This is a genomic window from Acetobacter estunensis (assembly GCF_019083805.1).
Taxonomy (GTDB): domain Bacteria; phylum Pseudomonadota; class Alphaproteobacteria; order Acetobacterales; family Acetobacteraceae; genus Acetobacter; species Acetobacter estunensis_A.
Map to the genome: position 1 here is coordinate 1 of NZ_JAHRDV010000009.1, position 18,337 is coordinate 18,337.

Here is an 18,337-nt window from a genome sequence, read left to right on the forward strand (position 1 = left end):
TCAGTTGTCAAAGAACAACGCCCCAGAAGAAACCGGAGCCAACCATTCTGCCTCAGCGCCCCGGGAAGTGCAACCCCCCGTCCGCTTCGGTGAGCGGCTTATACGGCGATACCTCAAAAAACGTCAACACCTAAAAAATCAAAAACCACAAAAAATATGCAAACAACTGATTTCAAACAGGAAATGTCACAGAGAGACCTCCCAGCCTCCGCCCAACGCGCCATAAAGACGCACCACATCCGACGAGACTCCCGTCGTCATGTCCGCCAGATCCAGTTCGGACTGCAGGACTCGCCGCTCTGCATCCAGAACCGACAGGAAAGCCGTCATCCCATGCCGATACCGCTCGGAAGCCAGCACATAAGCCCGACGGTTCGTCTCAACCTGCTGAACAAGCGCGTCCCGGCGCGTCTGGTCCGCCCCGAAGGATGTCAGCGCATCGTCCACGTCCTTCCACGCCGATAGCACCGTCTTGCGGTATTCGATCGCCGCTGCCTTCTGAGACGACTTCTTCAACTCAAGCTGCCCCGTCAGGCGACCGCCCTGAAAGATCGGTATCGAAATGGTCGGTCCGACATTCCAGGCCCGAGCGTTCCAGAAGCCCAGATCACGAAAGGAAAAGGACTGCATCCCAAACGATGCGTCGATGGTCACACGCGGATAAAAGTCCGCAATCGCCTGCCCCACCTCGGCCGTAGCCGCATGAAGCGAGGCGCTGGCCGCACGAATGTCCGGGCGTCGCTCGGCCAGTTCTGACGGCACACCGACAGGAACACGCGGCGGGACAGGGGGAATCCGCATCAGCGTCGTCAATTCCGCTGTCAGACTGCCCGGGGGTTCTCCCATGAGTAGACTGATAGCGTTGATCTGGAGTGTGATCTGCTTTTCGAGCTGAGGAATCTGCGCATCGATCGACTCAAGCTGAGACCGCGCCTCCTCCACATCCGTCTCGCTCACCAGTCCGCTGCGATACCGCGCGGAAGTCAGCTCCAGCATGCGCGCCGCATCCTCGCGGTTCGCCTTCAGAACCCGCAGATCTTCCTGCGAGCCACGCAAGGTCATGTAATCGCGCGCCAGATCGCCCTCACGCGCGATCAGCAGCCCGCGTTCCTCTTCCCGGCTCTGGTCCATGTAAGCCTGCGCCGCTTCATATTGCCTGCGCACACGCCCCCACAGATCCAGTTCCCACGTCGCGTCCACACCATCACGCCAGCGATCGAGCAAAGGAATGGTGGCATCCGAACCGGCGGCTTCCAGTTGCTCCCCGATGGGGCCACCTGTGCTGCGACCAATGTTGTGAACGATGCGCTGAAGCATCCGCGAACTGGCCTGATAGCGTGCGTAAGACCCGGTCGCGCTCAGCGCCGGGAATCGCTCAGCGCCCGCCATTCTCAGCTGTGCGCGGCTTTCCGCCAGTTGTGCGGCAGCTTTCTGGACATCAAGGTTACGCGACGCCAGCCGCTTTTCCAGCGACACCAGTTCCGGATCATGAAAGACGTTCCACCACTCAACATCCGGAGCGTCCGGCACGGTCTGGCTCTCCGCGACCGTCTTGAAAGACTCCGCCTTCCAGTTGGACGGCATCCGCGTATCGGGCTGCTTGAAATTCGGCCCCACCGCGCATCCGGACACCGCGACGAGAACCCCCGTCAGAACCCATTTAGACTTTGCCGCACACACCGTGACCCGTTCCCCACCACAATCAGACCCCACATAACGGGCGCAGCGTCACACAGCGCATGGACCCTTTGCAGACTCCATATCTTGACGCTGACCGACCCGTTCGGTCAGCATGCAAACCTATCGGCTTTCCCCGCACCGTCAATCAGGACAGATGACCAGATCGCTTTCCACCCCTTCTTCCGACGCCATCGGCCCGGATGACACCTCCTCCAAGCAGGCCCAGATTCTTGCCGGAGCGGATGCGATCTTTACCGAGCATGGCTATGAGGGCGCCAGCATGTCGCAGATTGCGCGGCGCGCCGGTGTGTCCAAAGGCACGCTCTATAATCATTTCGATGGCAAGGCCGCCCTTTTCGCCGCGCACGTCAAGCAGAAGACCTGTCAGAATCTGCGCATGGTCTTCCAACCGGTGCAGGACAATCTCTCCCCACGCGAAACGCTCGAAGGCGTCGCCCGCACCATCATTTCCGTGCTGACTGCGCCCTCCAACCTCGCGCTCTACCGCATCGTGGTCTCGGAAGCGGAGCATTTTCCCCATCTTGCCCAGACCTTGTGGGACAGCGGACCGGAGCCGGGCATCAGCACCTTCGCCACATGGCTCGAAGAGTGCACGCAGCGGGGCGAGATGAACGTGAGCGATCCACGTTTCGCGGCGGAACAGTTTTTCGCCCTGTGCCAGACGCGCATCGTCATACGCCGACGCCTGCAACTTCCTGTTTCCACCACACCGGCGGACCGCGAGAAGATTGCAACCTCCACCGCCGGCATGTTCCTGAAATTTTATGGCGTAAGCTGAAATTTTCTCCATGTAGGGAACGCACCGAACCGGACCGGTTTCGATACGTTGACCTTTCACAAGACAGGCGCGATCACGGGCATCGCGCAGATTTCACACACAGCCGAAGTCCCGCTGATTTCATCACCGCCTGTCGCACAGGAGGGTGTCATGACCAACAGAACCCGCACTCAAGACAATCTGCCCGAGCCCATGAACACCGTTGCGGACTTTTTTACATGGGCGCATCGTGACAATTCAGGACTGGCCACAACCGTCAGCCAGTACATGGGCAAACAGGGCGCCCCCGGCATTCCGGAAGTAAGGCGACGGGCGCACGAGGAAGGTCTGGACGATCTTCTGCAAAGCTGGCGCGACGCCATACCAAGCGGCCCAACCACCGAGCGGGTCGTCCGCATTCTCATTTCGCCGGACAAGATCGAGGAGTTCGCACGCGAAACCGGACTTTCGCAGACGGCCACAGTCAACGGTCTGGCCGAAGTCATCCCCGGCATCGTCTATCGCAACGCTCTGCGCGAGCGGCAAGACGCAGAAGCCAAAACCACCTGACAACGTCTCATTGGCAGGCACGCCGGATGGCCCATGACGGCGCCATCCGGTATTCCTTCAGATCATTTCCAGCGCCACATGCCGCGTTGGTGGCGGAAACGCGCGATCGAGAGCCTCCAGATTGTCCGCCGTGAGCTCAATTTCGCGTGCCGCCACGTTCTGGCGCAGATGCGCCACACTTCCCGCCTTGGGGATAGCGATCAGACCGGGTTGGCGCAGCACCCACGCCAGCGCCACCTGTGCGGGCGTGGCCTGACCGAGGGACGTCTTGTGTTCTTCGGCAATGGCCGCAAGCGTATCGTTGCGCAGCAAAAGACCCCCCTGTCCCAATGGCGAATACGCCATGGTGGCAATGTCTTGCCTGCGGTCCGCCTCGAGCAGATCGAACTCCACACCCCGATGATCGAGACTGTAAAGGATCTGATTGGCAAGACAGCCATCGCCGCCCGTTACACCCTCCAGTTCCTGCATATCATCGACATCGAAGTTGGACACACCCCAGTTTCCGATCAGCCCTTCGTCGCGCAGCTTCTCAAACGCTTCGACCGTTTCCTGCAAAGGCACCGATCCACGCCAGTGCAGAAGATAGAGGTCGATATGATCCGTTTTCAGACGCTCCAGCGAACGACGGCAGCTCTTGGGCACGTCTTTGCGCGAAGCATTCGAGGGCAACACTTTCGTGACAAGAAACACCTCGTCTCGACGGCCTGCGATCGCCTCCCCCACCACGCTTTCCGAACGACCACTGCCATACATTTCGGCTGTGTCGATCACGTTCAGTCCGAGATCCAACCCCATGCGCAGGCTTTCCACCTCTGCGGCACGACGGTCGGGCTCGTCTCCCATGTTCCAGGTGCCCATTCCCAATGCCGGCACTTCGACGCCGTTACGTAGCCTGACGTTCCCCGCCATTGTTCGTCCTCCTGTTATCGAAGGTTTCAAGCGCGATGACCCCATAAGGTTCCGTGGAGTGACGTCGTCATCCGTTCATGACGGGGTTGCAGATGAGAATGGAAGCGATCCAACACAGTCGTCGCCCGCAAGAAGAGATCGGTTTCCAAAGGCCCCGATTGGCATGTTAACTAACGCGCCCGCACCCAACCCTTGGGTTCCTGTTTCCAATACGTAAGTGTGTGGCCAGCCTCTTTCAGCGCCGTCCAACGCAGCCGTGCCGCCGCAACGGCCTCTTCGTCGCGTCCATCGAATAGATCGAACACACGCTCGAACCCTTCGACCTTGGGCATGTCCGTGATCCCAGCAAGAAACAGGAACGTCGCTCCGTTGGGCACATCTCCCTCCGCCGTGACCCAAATGGGCTGGCGCTCGGGATATGCGCCGCCTGTGGCCGCATGCGGCAGCCACACCGGCTCGGACACCGCCCATAGGGCGTCATCAAGCGCCGCGGCGTCTTCCGGCGTCGCGCACCGCACGACAGCGCGTTTTCCCGCATCCAGCGTGCGGCCCAACAGCACCGGCAGCGCCTCGTCCGCGCCGGTGCGAGTCAGATGATAAAAACCGACATCGGCCACGTCGCCAGCCTCGTTGCCCGATCAGCCCTCGTGCTGACGCACGAACCGGTCGAGCAGACGCACGCCAAAACCCGTAGCGCCCTTCGGTGCGCCGGTCTTCGGCTTTGCTGCCCACGCCACACCCGCAATATCGAGATGCGCCCAAGGCGTCTCGCCCACAAAGCGCTTGAGGAACTGCGCCGCCGTAATGGAGCCGCCCGGACGGCCACCGATGTTTTTCATGTCGGCAATATCGGAGCGGAGCAGCTTATCGTAAGCCTCACCCATCGGCATGCGCCAAAGGGTCTCACCTGTGATAGCCCCAGCCTTCGTCAGATCGGCAGCCAGCGTGTCGTCGTTGGAGAACAGACCCGCATTCTCATGGCCGAGCCCCACGATGATTGCCCCCGTCAGCGTGGCCAGATCGACCATCAGGCGGGGCGCGAAGCGATCACGGGCATACCACAGCACATCCGCCAGTACGAGACGCCCCTCCGCGTCCGTATTCAATACCTCGATGGTCTGACCCGACGCGCTCTTCACCACATCGCCCGGACGCTGCGCCGTGCCGGAGACCATGTTCTCCACCACACCGATCAGCCCGACCGCGTTGACCTTTGCCTTACGCCCCGCGAGAGCCGCCATCAGGCCGGTCACCACGCCCGCACCGGCCATGTCCCACTTCATGTCTTCCATGCCAGCGGCCGGCTTGATGGAGATGCCACCGGAATCGAACGTCACGCCCTTGCCGACGAAGGCCAGAGGCGCGGACTCATCGCCCGCGCCGTTCCAGCGCATCACCACCATACGCGGCTCGTTCACGCTGCCCTGCGCCACACCCAGCAACGCACCGAAACCGAGCTTTTCCATCGCAGCGCGATCGAACACCTCGACCTCGACGCCCAGATCACGCAGCTTCTCGGCACGATTGGCGAATTCCGCCGGTGTGAGCACATTGGCTGGCTCGGTCACCAGATCGCGTGTGAGCGTCACGCCTTTGGCCACCGGCTCCAGACCGGCCCAGACCGTCTTCGTGGCCGCAACATCCGCCACGAGAACGGAAAGAGCGCTCAGCTTGGGCAAATCCTCCTTCTTTTCCGTCGTGCGATAGCGATCAAAACGGTAAAGGCCGAGTGACGCGCCGAGCGCCAGATGGGCCGCAAGCGCACCGTCCAGCGCCGCTGTCGAAATCGCAGCTTTTGTGTGCATGGTCATGGCCTGCGCCGCGACACCACCCACCTGCTCAGCGACGGTCTCTGTCACATCCGCTTTCGGACCGAGACCCACGAGCACCACACGGTCCAATCCCGCACCCGGCGCCAGCACCACACAGGTCGTGCCTTTGCGGAAGGTGAAGGAAGCCGCTTCCACCGCGCGGGACAGCGCGCCATTCGTGGCGTCGTCCGCGGCTTTGAAAAACGTTGAACGATCGGAATCGGTGAACTCGGGAAGGGCCAGAGCGCCGTCGGAAGGAAGTGCAAGGTCGGAGAAGCTGATCTCGGTCACGATGAGGCCTCGTTTCTGGCAGGAAAACGGAGAACGGACAGGCCGCCTCCTCCATGATGCCCAAGGCGTAACGGCGGGCGGAAGCGTTGGCAACCGGCGCGTCTGCATGTCACGCAGGGCACCTCCTCCACGGACCGGTCACGATATTAAATTGCACCTTCATCCCCGTCGGGTAAGAGATACTCGCATGATGTCCGACACGCCCCTCCCCTCCGACACCGATCTGCTCGCCCTCGCTCTGCGCCTTGCGCGCGAGGCCGCCGTAATCATCAATGACATCCGCGCCAAGGGCTTCGTCACCACCACGAAATCCGACCGCTCTCCCGTCACCGAAGCCGATCAGGCGGCAGAACGGCATATCCTCTCGGGCCTGCGTGCGGTCGCGCCGCACATCCCCGTGATTGCCGAGGAAGAAGTGGCCGCAGGCATCGTCACGGAAGCCGGACATACCTACTGGCTGGTGGACCCGCTGGATGGCACACGGGAGTTCGCGGCCAACCGCGACGATTTCACCGTCAATATCGGACTCGTGCGCGATCACCGCGCCGTGCTGGGCGCAATGGCGCTCCCCGCCTATGACCAGTTCTACACGGGCGGCATGGGCCTGGGCGCCAAACGCTATGACGCGCAGGGCACGCACGACATCCACGTCCGCAAGGCACCCGCCGAAGGACTGAGTGTGCTGGCATCGCGACACCATGGCGACGCCCCGGAACTGGCGCGTTTCCTTGGACAGCGCCGCGTGGCCTCGCTGGGCAATATCGGCTCGGCCGTGAAGTTCGTGCGCGTGGCCGAAGGCGCGGCGGATTTCTATCCCCGCCTTGGCCCAACGATGGAATGGGACACAGCCGCCCCGCAGGCCATCGTGGAAGCCGCGGGGGGAGAGGTACTGTGTCTCGATGGCAGCGGTCCCTTGCGCTATGGTAAGGTAGGATGGAAAAACCCGCATTTCGTGTGCATCGGCGATCTCGGCGACGCCACATGACCGGATTTTCATCGAATCTGTGATCGGATGCTCATCCGTGGTAAGCGCATCCTGTGACAGGAGCCGCATGACCGAACGCCTCACCCCTACTGACCACGGACTGGCCCGCGCAGCCCAAATCCTGCGCACGGGCGGTCTTGTCGCGTTCGGCACAGAGACAGTGTACGGCCTTGGAGCGGACGCCACGGATTCACTGGCCGTCGCCCGTATATTCGAGGCAAAAGGTCGCCCCCGCTTCAACCCACTCATCAGCCATTTCCCCGATGCGGAGGCGGCTTTCACGCAGGTCACGGCGGACTCTCGCGCGCAGAAGCTGGCCGAGCGGTTCTGGCCCGGCCCGCTCACTCTTGTTCTGCCCCGCAGTCCGCGCGGCGAGATCTGTGACCTTGCGACAGCAGGTCTGCCCACCGCCGCCGTGCGCGTGCCCGCATGTCAGAGCGCACTCGCGCTCCTGCGTGCGGTCGGACGCCCCATTGCAGCCCCTTCAGCCAATCCTTCAGGGGCCGTCAGCCCATCGACCGCCGCTCACGTGCTCGACGGGCTCGACGGACGCATCGACGCAGTGCTCGACAGCGGCCCATGCCCGGTAGGGGTGGAGAGCACGGTGCTGGATCTTTCCGGCGAAAAACCCCGCCTGCTTCGCCCCGGTGGCGTCACGGTGGAAGACATCGAAGCGTTGATCGGCCCCGTGGAGCGCTCGGCTCCTCTCGCTTCCGCCACACCCGTTGCACCGGGCATGCTGTCCTCCCACTACGCACCGACCCTTCCCGTGCGACTGAACGCCACATCCGTGGAAGATGGAGAGGCATTGCTGGCGTTCGGCGCACCGCTGACCGGCTCTCCTCTCGTGTGGAATCTGAGTGAACGGCAGGCTCTGGATGAGGCGGCGGCCCGGCTGTTCGCAGGTCTGCGTCATCTGGACCATGAAGGAACGCGTCTGGGCCTGCGCGGTATCGCGGTTCAGCCTATCCCTCAGCAGGGACTGGGCGCTGCCATTCGTGACCGTCTCACCCGTGCCGCAGCACCGCGTCCCGTTACCTCACCACCCTCCGCACAGGAGTGCCCCGTCGCATGAGCGACACGCTCGATCCCAAGGAACTCAAGATCCTCTCCGACATTCTGGCGCTGGTGCTCGAAGATCAGCCGGGACAGTCCGAGACGGCCCTGACCGCGCTGCGTGCCCGCGCCCAGCGTAACAAGGTGACGGGCGGGGCGCTGAAGAACCTGTTCACCGCCATCGCGCCCAATCCGCCGAAATCGCGCGCCTCGTCCTCATCCACCCGCAGCCGCACCTCGCGCGCCAGCAGCGCCGATGTGCAGCAGGAACGCCAGCGCGTGCGGGAACTGACGGAAGGCATGACGCGGCTCGATCTGGAACTGCGCAACGTCCGGGCCGCCAATGCGGCATTGAAAGCGGAACTGTTCCTGACCCAGCAGGCGCGCGCTGAGACACAGAGCAATCTCATCGCGGCACAAGCCGCAAGCACACCGCGTTACAGCCTCATCGGACTGGCCTTCGTAGTGGGCTGCATCGCGGGCGTGGCCGGAACGGAGCTGTTTCACTCACTCCTTCCCGCCCCTCCGGCACCTTCCAATGCCCATTATCTGGCTCACTGAGCCTTTTTCATTCTCCCGACAGACCGGAACGTCACCATGACCGCCACAGGCTCCCTCCCCGCTTCGTTGCATGACGCTCTTGAAAAAGTGCTCGGTTCCGGCGGCCTGCTGACGGCCTCATCCGACATGGCGCCCTACCTCACGGACTGGCGCAATCTTTTCCATGGGCGCGCCTGCGCCGTTGCCCGCCCGGCCAACACGCAGACCTGCGCCGAAGTCGTGCGCCTGTGCGCCGAGCATGGCGTGCCGGTCGTCCCACAGGGTGGCAACACAAGCATGGTGGGCGGGGCCACGCCGGACGCGACAGGGCACGCGCTGGTGCTTGTCACCAGCCGCATGAATCGTGTGCGCGAGATCGATCCCATCGATAACACCATGGTCGTGGAAGCGGGCGTGACGCTGAAAGCCGCGCAGGATGCCGCCACCAATGCGGGGCTGATGCTGCCGCTGTCCATCTCGTCCGAAGGCTCGGCCGAGATCGGCGGTGTGCTGGCCACCAACGCGGGCGGCAACAACACCGTCCGCTACGGCAATGCCCGCGAACTGGTGCTGGGTCTGGAAGCGGTCCTGCCCGATGGACAGGTGCTCAACCTGATGCGCCGGCTGCGCAAGGACAACACCGGCTACGCGCTGCGTCAGCTTTTTGTTGGCTCCGAAGGCACGCTCGGTCTCATTACGACCGCCATTCTCCAACTCCAGCCCAAGCCGAAATCCATTGAGGCCGCGCTGTGCGCCGTGGCCGACGCCAAAACCGCGCTCGCCCTGTTCGCGGCCTTCCGCAACACCGAGCCAAGCGCCATTCAGGCGTTCGAATTCATGTCCGGGCTGAGCATGAATCTGGTCAACACGCTCATTCCTGAGGCCGCCCTTCCACTCTCCGAACCTGCTCCGGCCTATGTGCTGGTGGAACTGGCCAGCCCGCGCGGAGGCGATGCCCTACGCGAATTGATGGAAGAGGTGCTGGGCAAGGCATTCGAAGACGGGCTGGTGAGCGACGCCGTGCTGGCCGAGAGCGAGGCGCAGCGGCTTGCCCTGTGGAAGCTGCGTGAAGAACACGCGGAGGCGCAGAAACGCGCCGGTGCATCCGTCAAGAATGACGTCTCCGTGCCACTGTCGGCCATCCCGACCTTCCTCGACCGCGCGACCGCTGCGTGCGAGAAACTCATTCCCGGCATCCGTGTCGCGCCGTTCGGTCATATCGGTGACGGCAACATCCACTTCAATCTGGTTCAGCCCGAAGGCATGGACGGCAACGCCTTCCTCGCCCGCGATCATGAGATGATGGATACGGTCGCCAACATCGTGCGCGAACTGGGTGGCTCTTTCTCCGCCGAGCACGGCGTGGGCCAGCTCAAGACCTACATGATGCCGTCATGGCGCGGTGGCGCGGAACTGGACATGATGCACCGCATCAAGAACGCGGTGGACCCGAAGAACATCATGAATCCGGGGAAAATCTTCCCAGCCTCCTGAACAGGTTTTCAGGGACGCGCTGGAAACGGCGTCGTCCCTGCCGAGACTCAAGCAAGCCTGCATGGCTTGACTGCCTGCACCGGAAATATTCTCAACCCGGCGCCAATGCGAGAATATCCCCGAACAAAAGCAAGCATCAGAAACCAGAGGCCACGCCATCGCTACGGGGATCGGACGCGCCTTCAATGAGGCCGTCCGGATGCCTGACCAAGGCACCGGCATGCCCCATCATGGAGGAAAACGCCGGGACGATTTCCACATCGTGGCCAGCTTCTCTTAACCGCTCCAACACAACAGGATTGAAGCCCTCTTCCATTTTGAGTGAAGAGCTTTCTTCTCCCCATGTCCGCCCCAAAAGCCAACGCGGCGCCGTTACAGCCTGCTGCAGCGGAACCCCATAACGAGCATATCGTGTGAAAATTGTCGCCTGAGTCTGAGGCTGTCCTTCCCCGCCCATCGTTCCGTACACCATGGTTCGACCGTCACTAAAGCGGGCCAGTGCCGGGTTCAAAGTGTGGAAGGGTCGGCGTCCCGGCTCCAGAGCATTCCACCCGCCTTCTTCCAGACGAAACGATGAACCACGATTCTGCCAGACGATTCCCGTCTCCGGCAGGAAAACCCCCGATCCGAACTCGAAATACAGACTCTGGATCATACTGACGGCCATACCTGACGAATCGATGGCCCCCATCCATGTCGTATCGCCCATCTGGGAACGGGCATTCCATGGCATGGCGCGATGCATGTCGATCCCAGCCACGAGACGGCTGATTTCGGCACTGTTATCGAGAAAGTTCTGTGCCGACTGTGTCATCCAGGCCGGATCGCCCACATGGCGATTCCGAAATATGAAAGCTTTCTTGGTCGCTTCCACCAGACCATGCACATGCTCGTAGCCATCAACCTCATCTGCGCGCAGATGGTCAAAGAGTTTGAGAATGGCAAGCGATGCCACGCCTTGTGTGGGTGGCGGTGTATTGTAGAGATGCGCTCCCCGTATTGCAGTATGCAGAGGCCGACATAAAAGCGCCCGATGCCGGGAGAAATCCTCTGGTCGTAAAGGACTCCCGGCACGCTCCAGATCTGCCGCCAGCACACGCGACACGTCTCCGGTATAGAAAGACTCCAAGCCATTTCGGGCAAGTTTCCGCAATGTCTGTCCCAACGCCGGGTTGTAACGAATGTCCCCTGCGGCAACCTGCCTATTTTCATCCGAATAAGCTTTCAGAAAAGCGGCATCGTCCGAAAGTTCCTCCAGTTTCTCGTTGAGCAAACTCCCCTCACTCTCCGACACGGCATAACCAGATGAGGCATAATGCTCAGCATCGCGAAGCAGACGTTCCAGAGAGAGATTGGGCTGCAACCGTGCACTCTGTTCGAGTGCCAGTTTCCACCCCGAGACCGTGCCTGCCATACTGTTGGCGGCAAGACCACCCCGCCATGGAATATCGGTAAGGCCTTGCAATAAATACAGTTCACGTGTGGCACCTTGAGCAGCGACACCGCAGGCATCGATCACCTGCGTTCGCCCATCGGGCCATGAGATCAGCCAGAAAGCATCGCCCCCCAAACCGGTCATGTGCGGATAAACTGCGGACAAGGCCGCCGCCATACCCACCGTCGCCTCAATTGCGGTGCCACCGTCCTTGAGAATGTCCAGCCCGGCCAGACTCGCCAGATGATGCGGCGATGTCACCATGCCGCGCAATGAACGAAATGTATGCAACATCAGGAACCTGACTCGTGTTTCCGGCGATAACGGCGGGCAATCAGTGTGCAGAGAAAGAGTTGAATCTGGTGGTACAGAATCAGAGGAAGAACAACGAAACCGGCGATCCCATCGGGAAAGATGACATTGGCCATAGGAATCCCGGATGCGAGGGACTTCTTCGATCCGCACAGGACAATCGCCACTTCATCCCGTGAAGAAAATCCGCACAGGCGACTTGCTCCCCAGCTGATCCCGAGCACACTCAGAAGTATTCCCATATCGACAAGAGCCAGCAGGAGCAGTTCACGAGCGGAAAAACGTGACCAGATCCCCATCACTACAGCGTGGCTGAACGCAGTGTAGACCACCAACAGAATGGAAGAACGATCCAAGATGGAAATGATCTTCTTGCGCCGATGTGCCCATGCATGAAGCATGGGTTGCAAGAGTTGTCCTGCCAGAAACGGCAGCAGCAACTGTGAGGCGATATCCATCACTGAATTGGCGGACCAAACGCCCTGCTTATGCAAAACCAGTGCGACCAGAACAGGAGTTAGAAAAATACCGGCGATATTCGAAAGGGTCGCAGCACAGATCGACGCCGCAACATTACCTCCCGCGATGGATGTCAATGCGATCGAGGACTGTACCGTCGAGGGTAGACAACACAGGAACAGGACACCCTGCCACGTCGCATCATCGAGAATTTCCGGCATGAATGCGTGTAGCCCCATGCCGATCAAAGGAAACAGAACGAACGAACAGAGCAGCACCAATCCCTGGAGCTTCCAGTTCCGAATGTTCTCCACAACAGCTCGTCTCTCAAGCCTTATACCCTGCATGAAAAACATGGCCATGATCAGAATGTTTGTGACATGACCAAGAAATTCGGTTGCAGACCCTTTGACAGGAAACGCCGTTGCGAGAAGAACAGCTCCAATGAGTGCTGTCAGAAAAGGATCGGGGCTTCGCATCATCCCCTGCTCGTCATGAAGCGCCGCCGCATGGGTCGCAGAACCACAATAGCCAGAAGTGCCGTCAGAAGATCACCGCCGATCGCACAGGCAAAGACCGGATACCAACTGCTGCTCGTCTGATGCATCCATGCCGCCAGTGGTCCGCCGAACACGGCGCCTACACCTTGCGCCATATACAAAAGTCCATAATTGCGCGATGCATCCTTTGTGCCGAATGTGTCCGTGAGTGTTGCAGGAAAAAGAGAGAAGATTTCTCCCCAACCCAGAAAGACAACGCCAGATAAAAGCACGAACGCCACGGGATGATGCGCCAGCGCGAGCCAACAGGTGAGCGCCACGGCTTCAAGCGTGAAAGCAAATGCCATTGTCCGTTCACGCCCAAGGTGATCCGAAACCCACCCGAACAGTGGACGCGTCAGACCGTTGGCGACACGATCAAGCGTCATGGCGAGTGGAAGCGCCGCCATTCCAAGAATGGTCAGATGCGCGACGTTGAAATCGAGAGCGATCTGCGCGAGTTGAGAGGTCACCATCAGTCCTGAGGTCGCCATTGTCGCCATCATGAAAAACATTAACCAGAAGAGAGGCGTTTTCACGACAAACGACGTTGAATACCCCGCTTCACCCAGTCCGGACCTATCAACCGAGACGGCAGAAGATGGAACCTTGAGAAACCAGGCCGCGAGAAGCCCCATCACAATGATAACCGCACCGAACAGGCTCATTGTATCGCGCCACCCCGACGCGGCGAGCGTGTGCGAAATGGGAAAAGTGGTCAGCATGGCCCCCATGCCATAACCAGCCGCAGCAGCCCCGGCGGCCATGCCACGTCGCTGAGGAAACCACTGCATAAGCAAAGACACCACACCGACATAGACCGTGCCGGTTCCAACACCTCCCAATACACCGTAGCTCAGGTAAAGCATGTTCAAGCTGTAGACATGAGCTGTCACAATCCAGCTCAAGCCCGTCAGCACCACACCGGCCATGATTAGCGTACGTGCCGCCACATACCGTCCGATCCACCCCTGAATGGGCGAAAACAATGTCTGCAAGACGATCAGCAACGAGAACGTAACCTGCAACGCCGCTCCACTGGCTCCAAAATCGGCTTTCAGCATCGGTGTGAAAAGGGTCCAGACATATTGAGGAGACGATATGGCCGCCATACAGGCCAGTCCGGCCATCATCTGATGCCATCTGGTGTTGCTCATGAATCTGTCCTTGCAGAAAGAGGTATTTTCAACTGGCGCGTGGTTCAGTTCCGCACACGCTGAAGTGTAGGAATGCCGAAAGCGGGACTGAACTGCACATTCACACTGAGTCCGGCCTGTATGGCGGTGTTTACATTGGGAATGATGGTCTTTCGACCGAGCTGATCCGGGTTCCAGATGTATTCAATGTAGGGAACGAACATGACGCCCGGCGCAACATTGAGGCCGTAGTTCAGTTCCATCATCGTTTCCTGCGCAGCCCATTGGTTGTGGTGCCCATGCGCTGCCATCGTGTCGTCCATGGCGTGCACCTGACGCCGATCCCATATCAATGTCTGGCTGACGAACCCGATATAGTCGCGCGGCCGGGAGGCAAACGGTCCCCAATCGAACAGACCCGCAACAAACCCATCTTTTACTGCGGCATCTCCGGATGTCATGAGGTTGGCTGCGGCAAACACGATCAGACCGCGCGTTCCATTTTCCTCCGGCTTCCAGATCATCTGCTGCGCTTGCAGATACAGCTGTGTGCGCCCGCGCCGCGTCATGGCTGTGCCGCCGTGAAGAGGGCGTGATTGTCCAAGTGTATTGTATAATGGATCGGAATACGCCGCCGTGTCATAGACAAAACCGAGATCATAGGCACGCGGATACTTGTCATTGGTAAAATTGGTACGATACCCGACTTCCGTTGGGATGTATTCGCCTTCAGCCTTGTCGAACCCCCAGTCCGGACCGGGCCAACTGTTATGATTGGAAGATTTCAGCCACGGTTCGGCTTCCCAAATACCCGTCTTGATGTAGGTTTTCGACGTTGGCTTGTAGAGAAGGCGAGTGCCCCAGGACGATGTGACAAAAGAGGGCATCGAACCATTGATGGTCAGTGTGGTTGGCACCGAGCACAAAAAGCTCGGAAACATGCAGTAAAGTTCGGAACCATCGAATTCGCCGCCTTTGGGCATGGAACGACCGGCGAGAACAAACAAATGATTATTGAAAAGGGCCTGATCCCATGTGAATTCACGCACCTGAAATCCATTATGATTGCCATAATAGGACACGAAGCCCCAACTCGATCCCGTATCGCCACCAGCTCTGCCGTTTCCTGCCACTTCATCGGCTAGAAAGTGGATCTTGGCTCCCGGGATACTGGCGATGCGCTGCATATCCAGATCAATTCCGACACCTGCGAAATTGTTGAAAAACGACCCGTGGTCGATGCCGCCTGCCGGCACGCCCGAATATTGTGCGACATTCCAGCCCGTAAAATAGATGCCGTGATCTCCCAGAAACTTTCCGGCAGATACGATCGGCTTGACCTGCATCGAGAACAGATAAGGTTGTTTTCCAATGGAGTGCGCACTGTTTGCAGAAGGTGGCGACGGAATGCCGGCCGGTGTACTGTTTGTGGGCACGTAGGCGGGTACGGACGGATCGGTCATGGATCGCGCCCGCGCTTCCTGCCCCGATTTGCCATGCACAACAAGAGTATTATCGGTCACGGCAGAGGCCGCGGACGCGACTTCAGGAAAAGCAGCCAGTATGAAACCGAGCGGTATCATTGCTGTTCCGAAACGATTCGTGCGTTTTTCAGATGCGATCGGGTTCATAGGTCTGTCCGTTTTCAGAAGGAGAAATGAAGATCAAGCGGGAAAGATGGCCTTCGCCCCATCGATCAGTTGCTGTTCAGGCGCACTGAATTCTGGGCGGTCGTTAAACGCCACGAAGTTGACGGACGGCGCTTCGGGCAAGGCGGGCAAAAAAACCGGTTCGGTCAGGACACTTCGTTTGAGAAATGCGGGTTGCAGTGTGCAGCCATATCCAGCTTTTACAGCCGCAAGCAGAGCTCCAAGACTCTCACTGCAAAATGCTATATGCCAACGCAATTTATACCGATTGAGGGTTTCAATCGCGATGCGGCGCGTCACGCTTCCTTCAGGAAAAACTACCAACGGAATGGAAGCTTCATCTACAAGCTTTTCCTCTGGATACGCATACCAGGACAATTTTTCCTGCCATAACGGAACACCATGCCCTTCGTTGGGGCCCTGCATCCCGAACATCAGGTCTATTTCACCTTTGTTGAGTTCGTTACGCAGTTGATGACTTAGAGCGATCGTTTGACTGATTTTTGTCTTTGGATTCTGTTTGCGGAAATTACGTAGAACACGAGGAAATTCCGAAAGCACAAGATCTTCCGTCAACCCGATACGGATGTGTTGTGGTCGATCGAGTGTCGTGGAGAGTTCAAATATATGGTCTTGCTGCTGAAGAATATCCCGGGCCAGAGAAATGAGCGTCTGACCCGCCTGAGTCAGCTCAACCACCTTGGTGGAGCGCGACAGCAGACTGACATCCAGCGTCTCTTCCAGACGATTGATGTGCTGACTTATGGTCGACTGGCTTATGCCACGCCGGTGTGCCGCGGACGTGAAATGCAATGTTTCCGCGACGGCAAGGAACGACCTGAGGTGTTGCAGATCCAGATCCGATTTATCGCGCAATCAAATAACTCCGTTACTGTCATCCGACAAAACGATTGGTTCGGAACCGTCACGAGTCCGTCAAGAAAAATAATGCGATTCGCAGCCGAAAAATTTATCCCAAGCCGTCAAAAATCGACGTGATTTATTACACAAAAAATCACAATATATTGTTTATTAATGGATATTTTTAAGAAAAATATTTTATCAGTCGTCGAACAATCAGGTTGCCAATTATCCTCACCACACCGTTTGGATCATGTTTTTATTTTTCCGTAGGGTGTCAGATTATCGTTTTTTCCAATCACTTTGTCTTCATAGAGTCATGTGTAATGTCTGACGTGGCAGCCCTTCTGGAGAATTCGCATAGTGAATCGTCAGAAGGGGCGTATAGTCTCCTGCCATGTCCAGAAAACGGTGAAATCAGAAACGAACAACAGACTTCCGTGAAATTATCAACGTGCTACGGTATCTCGCCGCTTAGGTTGTGGCCGCAAAATTCATTTTGCCCCGTGGCAAGCCATTGACTATCTTACGCTACGCAATGTCATAACGGGGTGCATACCAAATATAGGCGGATAGTTCGCATAGATTATGATGCCACAGCGCCATACCCAAGTTATCAAAAACATCAGATCAATATTTCTTATTTATACCAAAATCTGAAAATAATTCGAGATTATGCATTTTGGCAAAAACTCACATTCAAATTGCCGTCTCTTTTGTAGCAAGATCATCCACACGCTCAGATAAACGAAACCAAAAGGTCAAAAAAAACAATTATGCTTAACCTGAATGATCGGGCTCTCTGTATGATAAGATACACAGAGCGCTTGGAGTGAGCGCATATTCATATCGTTGCGATACCGAATCTAATTGCGATGGAGGAGAGAGGCATGGCTTCACGTATCTGGGGTGGGCGTCTTCTGAAGGCCGCTCTCGTAGCCTGTCTACCCGTAACGACCTCAGTCGCCATGGCGGCAGCGGAATCCAACGATACAATCACAATTGCTCAACATGACTGGGCTGGTAGCGAATTCAGTGCTTTGTTGCTTTCACGATTGCTGCAGGCAGCCGGTTACAGCACTAAGATTATTACTATTGACGCTAGTTCTGTAAATACAGCGCTGGAAAACGGAGATATCACTTTCCAGCCTGAGGCGTGGACCACCAGTCATCCTGAAATCGAAAAACTTCTGACCGAAAAGAAGGTAACGGAAGTAGGTGAGAGCGGTCTTGTCGGCATGGACCGTTACTGGTACCCGCTCTACGTCAAGGAAAAATGTCCCGGCCTTCCATCCTATAAGGCACTTAATGCCTGCGCCGCTCTGTTTGCTACCCCAGAAACAGGTTCCAAGGGACGTCTTCTGGTTTATCCGGAGGATTGGGGCGGCAACGATGAAAAGCGTGTCGAGAATCTCGGCCTGAATTTCGAAGTCGTACACGCGGGTTCTGAAGCAGCACTGCTGGCAGAGGTGAAAGCGGCTGTTCAGCGCCATCAGCCTATTCTGGCATGGCTATATGAACCCCACTGGGCACCTGTGGCGTTCAAAGGAGAGTATGTGGAGCTTCCGCCCTACACCAAGGAGTGTATCGAAAGCGGTAGTTTCGCGTGCGAGAAGCCCAAAGGCCCGATCCTCAAGCTGGCTTATAACGGCGCGAGTGCAAAATGGCCCGGTGCCTACAAAATTTTCAAGGCCATGTCTCTGAATAACCATGAGTATGGGCAGGCGCTTGAGGAAATCAGCCTTGATGGCAAGACGTCCGATGCCGTCGTAACCGAGTGGATGGATCACAACAAGGACAGGTGGACAACCTGGCTGAAGTGAATTCAC

At 58.3% G+C, this 18,337-nt stretch carries 16 protein-coding genes; 7 read left to right on the plus strand and 9 right to left on the minus strand.

Features of this window, described 5'->3' with window-relative positions; translation table 11 throughout:
* Nucleotides 1-186 precede the first annotated feature (186 nt).
* A complete protein-coding gene (locus tag KUA11_RS11580; protein ID WP_368041007.1) occupies nt 187-1,680 on the minus strand; it encodes an efflux transporter outer membrane subunit in 1,494 nt (497 codons plus the stop codon).
* A gap of 154 nt (nt 1,681-1,834) precedes the next feature.
* Between KUA11_RS11580 and KUA11_RS11585 the strand changes: the two genes are divergently transcribed.
* Together KUA11_RS11585 and KUA11_RS11590 are read left to right on the plus strand one after the other, a co-directional pair.
* Nucleotides 1,835-2,479 carry a TetR/AcrR family transcriptional regulator gene (locus KUA11_RS11585; RefSeq protein ID WP_217410457.1) on the plus strand — a complete coding sequence of 215 codons (645 nt, stop codon included), beginning with the start codon at nt 1,835-1,837 and terminating at the stop codon, nt 2,477-2,479.
* A 150-nt stretch (nt 2,480-2,629) separates the two neighbouring features.
* The gene (locus KUA11_RS11590; RefSeq protein ID WP_217410458.1) at nt 2,630-3,028 is read left to right on the plus strand and encodes a YidB family protein; all 399 of its coding nucleotides are present in this window, start codon (nt 2,630-2,632) and stop codon (nt 3,026-3,028) included.
* Between the two features lie 57 nt (nt 3,029-3,085).
* On the opposite strand, the gene KUA11_RS11595 is transcribed toward KUA11_RS11590, so the two are convergent.
* The 3 genes from KUA11_RS11595 to KUA11_RS11605 form a co-directional block, all read right to left on the minus strand.
* Entirely contained in the window at nt 3,086-3,940 is an 855-nt protein-coding gene (locus KUA11_RS11595; RefSeq protein ID WP_217410459.1) for an aldo/keto reductase, read from the minus strand.
* Between the two features lie 170 nt (nt 3,941-4,110).
* Complete coding sequence (locus KUA11_RS11600) at nt 4,111-4,557, minus strand: DNA polymerase III subunit chi (RefSeq protein WP_217410460.1); 447 nt, start codon at nt 4,555-4,557, stop codon at nt 4,111-4,113.
* A gap of 21 nt (nt 4,558-4,578) precedes the next feature.
* Entirely contained in the window at nt 4,579-6,042 is a 1,464-nt protein-coding gene (locus tag KUA11_RS11605; RefSeq protein ID WP_217410461.1) for a leucyl aminopeptidase, read from the minus strand.
* Between the two features lie 187 nt (nt 6,043-6,229).
* On the opposite strand from KUA11_RS11605, the gene cysQ reads away from it, so the two are divergent.
* The 4 genes from cysQ (at nt 6,230) to KUA11_RS11625 (ending at nt 10,117) form a co-directional block, all read left to right on the plus strand.
* On the plus strand, nt 6,230-7,027 hold the full coding sequence (gene cysQ / locus KUA11_RS11610) for a 3'(2'),5'-bisphosphate nucleotidase CysQ (RefSeq protein WP_408744195.1): 798 nt from the start codon (nt 6,230-6,232) through the stop codon (nt 7,025-7,027).
* Nucleotides 7,028-7,094: 67 nt separating this feature from the next.
* Nucleotides 7,095-8,102 (plus strand): L-threonylcarbamoyladenylate synthase, encoded by a 1,008-nt coding sequence (locus KUA11_RS11615; RefSeq protein ID WP_217410462.1) that lies wholly within the window; start codon nt 7,095-7,097, stop codon nt 8,100-8,102.
* Complete coding sequence (locus tag KUA11_RS11620) at nt 8,099-8,644, plus strand: hypothetical protein (protein ID WP_166315792.1); 546 nt, start codon at nt 8,099-8,101, stop codon at nt 8,642-8,644. Before KUA11_RS11615 ends, KUA11_RS11620 begins: the two co-directional genes overlap by 4 nt.
* 36 nt (nt 8,645-8,680) lie before the next feature.
* Nucleotides 8,681-10,117: an FAD-binding oxidoreductase gene (locus KUA11_RS11625; protein ID WP_217410463.1), complete on the plus strand. Its 1,437-nt coding sequence runs from the start codon at nt 8,681-8,683 to the stop codon at nt 10,115-10,117.
* A 136-nt stretch (nt 10,118-10,253) separates the two neighbouring features.
* Here KUA11_RS11625 and KUA11_RS11630 read toward each other — a convergent pair whose 3' ends face one another.
* The 5 genes from KUA11_RS11630 to KUA11_RS11650 form a co-directional block, all read right to left on the minus strand.
* Nucleotides 10,254-11,846 carry a gamma-glutamyltransferase family protein gene (locus tag KUA11_RS11630; protein ID WP_217410464.1) on the minus strand — a complete coding sequence of 531 codons (1,593 nt, stop codon included), beginning with the start codon at nt 11,844-11,846 and terminating at the stop codon, nt 10,254-10,256.
* On the minus strand, nt 11,846-12,805 hold the full coding sequence (locus tag KUA11_RS11635) for a bile acid:sodium symporter family protein (RefSeq protein ID WP_408744196.1): 960 nt from the start codon (nt 12,803-12,805) through the stop codon (nt 11,846-11,848). The genes KUA11_RS11630 and KUA11_RS11635 overlap by 1 nt, the downstream gene beginning before the upstream one ends.
* The gene (oxlT, locus tag KUA11_RS11640) at nt 12,802-14,019 is read right to left on the minus strand and encodes an oxalate/formate MFS antiporter (RefSeq protein ID WP_217410465.1); all 1,218 of its coding nucleotides are present in this window, start codon (nt 14,017-14,019) and stop codon (nt 12,802-12,804) included. The genes KUA11_RS11635 and oxlT overlap by 4 nt, the downstream gene beginning before the upstream one ends.
* Before the next feature lie 44 nt (nt 14,020-14,063).
* Nucleotides 14,064-15,521 carry a carbohydrate porin gene (locus KUA11_RS11645; protein WP_368041008.1) on the minus strand — a complete coding sequence of 486 codons (1,458 nt, stop codon included), beginning with the start codon at nt 15,519-15,521 and terminating at the stop codon, nt 14,064-14,066.
* A 141-nt stretch (nt 15,522-15,662) separates the two neighbouring features.
* The gene (locus KUA11_RS11650) at nt 15,663-16,523 is read right to left on the minus strand and encodes a LysR family transcriptional regulator (RefSeq protein WP_217410467.1); all 861 of its coding nucleotides are present in this window, start codon (nt 16,521-16,523) and stop codon (nt 15,663-15,665) included.
* Between the two features lie 875 nt (nt 16,524-17,398).
* Between KUA11_RS11650 and KUA11_RS11655 the strand changes: the two genes are divergently transcribed.
* Entirely contained in the window at nt 17,399-18,331 is a 933-nt protein-coding gene (locus tag KUA11_RS11655; protein ID WP_217410468.1) for an ABC transporter substrate-binding protein, read from the plus strand.
* The last annotated feature ends 6 nt before the right edge of the window (nt 18,332-18,337 follow it).

Coding starts and splice junctions, on each gene's coding strand:
- KUA11_RS11625 (WP_217410463.1), top strand. CDS start 8,681: ATGACCGCCACAGGCTCCCTCCCCGCTTCGTTGCATGACGCTCTTGAA.
- KUA11_RS11630 (WP_217410464.1), bottom strand. CDS start 11,846: ATGTTGCATACATTTCGTTCATTGCGCGGCATGGTGACATCGCCGCAT.
- KUA11_RS11620 (WP_166315792.1), top strand. CDS start 8,099: ATGAGCGACACGCTCGATCCCAAGGAACTCAAGATCCTCTCCGACATT.
- KUA11_RS11655 (WP_217410468.1), top strand. CDS start 17,399: ATGGCTTCACGTATCTGGGGTGGGCGTCTTCTGAAGGCCGCTCTCGTA.
- KUA11_RS11590 (WP_217410458.1), top strand. CDS start 2,630: ATGACCAACAGAACCCGCACTCAAGACAATCTGCCCGAGCCCATGAAC.
- oxlT (WP_217410465.1), bottom strand. CDS start 14,019: ATGAGCAACACCAGATGGCATCAGATGATGGCCGGACTGGCCTGTATG.
- KUA11_RS11615 (WP_217410462.1), top strand. CDS start 7,095: ATGACCGAACGCCTCACCCCTACTGACCACGGACTGGCCCGCGCAGCC.
- cysQ (WP_408744195.1), top strand. CDS start 6,230: ATGATGTCCGACACGCCCCTCCCCTCCGACACCGATCTGCTCGCCCTC.
- KUA11_RS11635 (WP_408744196.1), bottom strand. CDS start 12,805: ATGATGCGAAGCCCCGATCCTTTTCTGACAGCACTCATTGGAGCTGTT.
- KUA11_RS11585 (WP_217410457.1), top strand. CDS start 1,835: ATGACCAGATCGCTTTCCACCCCTTCTTCCGACGCCATCGGCCCGGAT.
- KUA11_RS11595 (WP_217410459.1), bottom strand. CDS start 3,940: ATGGCGGGGAACGTCAGGCTACGTAACGGCGTCGAAGTGCCGGCATTG.